We start from the raw sequence: 1,737 nt of genomic DNA on the forward strand, positions 1-1,737 counted from the left end.
CTGCAATTAGGGTATATTCGATGGTCGCTTTTCGTTTATCCGAAAGCTGATCCAGATAGCTTTTTAGCGATGAAAGCAGCATCTTAATCGGATACTTCTTGTTCACCGGCACCAGTTCGTTTCTAAGCTCATCGTTTGGTGCATGCAAGGATATTGCAATCGAGGCATCGGTAAATTCGCCCATTCGATCCATTGCTGGCACCACACCAGCAGTACTGATTGTCAGACGCTTCTTGGAAATGCTGTAAGCGAAATCATCCATCATGATGTCTACAGCATCCATGACATTGTCAAAATTTAACAGCGGCTCGCCCATACCCATAAACACAACATTTGTTACGGGACGATCTTTTACCCGGTCGAGTTCTTCAAAGGAGGCAATAGCATTCCAAATCTGACCTACAATCTCTTCTGTAGACAAGTTACGATTAAAACCCTGCTTACCAGTAGAACAAAAACTACAATCCAGAGCGCAACCGATTTGAGAAGAAATACACAAGGTTCCACGGTCACCTTCAGGAATAAGCACCGTCTCGATACTACTACCGCCAGGCATCTGCATCACCCACTTACGAGTTCCATCTGACGAGATATCCTGATAGATAATATCTGGCCCTTCAATCGTTGCGATCTTTGAAAGTTTTTCACGCAGCGCTTTGCTGATATTGGTCATTTCGTCGAAGTTATGCACACCATATTGATGAATCCATTGCATGATTTGTTTGGCACGAAACGGTTTCTCACCGATCCCCTCCAGGAAATCCAGCATTTTTTGCCGTGGAAGACCCAACAAATTAACTTTTTTGGTTTCTGGTGTTACATCTGCGCTCATAAATTCTCTCGCGTAAAAATACTGCCGAACTGCATGTTTATTCACCCAATCATTCAAATTATTGAGCGAAGTCTACTCGTTATTAATCCGGCTATAATAACGACAAAAAGCAGGATCCTTTCTCTGAGCGTCTATTTGAGGCGCTACAGGGAATGGTATCCTGCTTGCTTTAGGCTAATGTAGCCTTAGCCGCGTGGGCAAATCTCTGCATCTGCGAAGAAGTAAGATACTTCACGAGCTGCTGATTCAGTTGAATCAGAACCGTGTACTGCGTTCGCATCGATAGACTCTGCGAAGTCTGCACGGATTGTACCTTCTGCTGCTTCTTTAGGGTTTGTTGCACCCATTAGGTCACGGTGAGCAAGAACTGCGTTTTCACCTTCTAGAACCTGAACAACAACCGGTCCAGACGTCATGAATGAAACCAAGTCACCATAGAAAGGACGTTCTTTGTGCTCAGCGTAGAAACCGCCAGCTTTTTCATCATCCATGTGGATCATTTTTGAAGCAACAATCTTTAGTCCAGCTTTTTCAAAACGGCTGTAGATTTTACCAATTACATTTTTTGCTACTGCATCAGGTTTGATGATTGAAAGAGTGCGTTCTACCGCCATGAGCTTATCTCCAAAGTAAGTTTAAAAGTTAAAAAATTGTGGCGGGATTATACAGGGCAAAGCAGAAAAAAGACACTCACCAATAACGCCATTAAAAAATATTAAAACAAAGAACTCTAGCAGCCTTTTAGCCCAATAAACTAGCGAACTCTAGCCCTTCATTCGCGTGACTGCCGAGCAGAGCATCTCAGCGGCCTTCAGCACTTCATCTTTAGTTGTGAAACGACCAAAGGAAAAACGCAAGGCGCTCAATGCCAATTCGTCAGACAAGCCCATAGCTGTCAACACATG

General features: G+C 43.6%; 2 protein-coding genes. Both read right to left on the reverse strand.

The genetic code is table 11. The features are described from left to right. Nucleotides 1-832: 23S rRNA (adenine(2503)-C(2))-methyltransferase RlmN (rlmN, locus tag A3756_RS18265; RefSeq protein ID WP_068554187.1), on the reverse strand; the 832-nt coding region annotated here is incomplete at its 3' end. 185 nt (nt 833-1,017) lie between these two features. Beyond that, nucleotides 1,018-1,446, reverse strand: a complete 429-nt coding sequence (gene ndk / locus A3756_RS18270) for a nucleoside-diphosphate kinase (RefSeq protein ID WP_068510611.1) — start codon at nt 1,444-1,446, stop codon at nt 1,018-1,020. Nucleotides 1,447-1,737: the final 291 nt, after the last annotated feature.

The organism is Oleiphilus sp. HI0086, assembly GCF_001635225.1.

Excerpts from the sequence above, each read along its gene's own strand:
- ndk (WP_068510611.1), bottom strand. The coding sequence starts at position 1,446 with ATGGCGGTAGAACGCACTCTTTCAATCATCAAACCTGATGCAGTAGCA.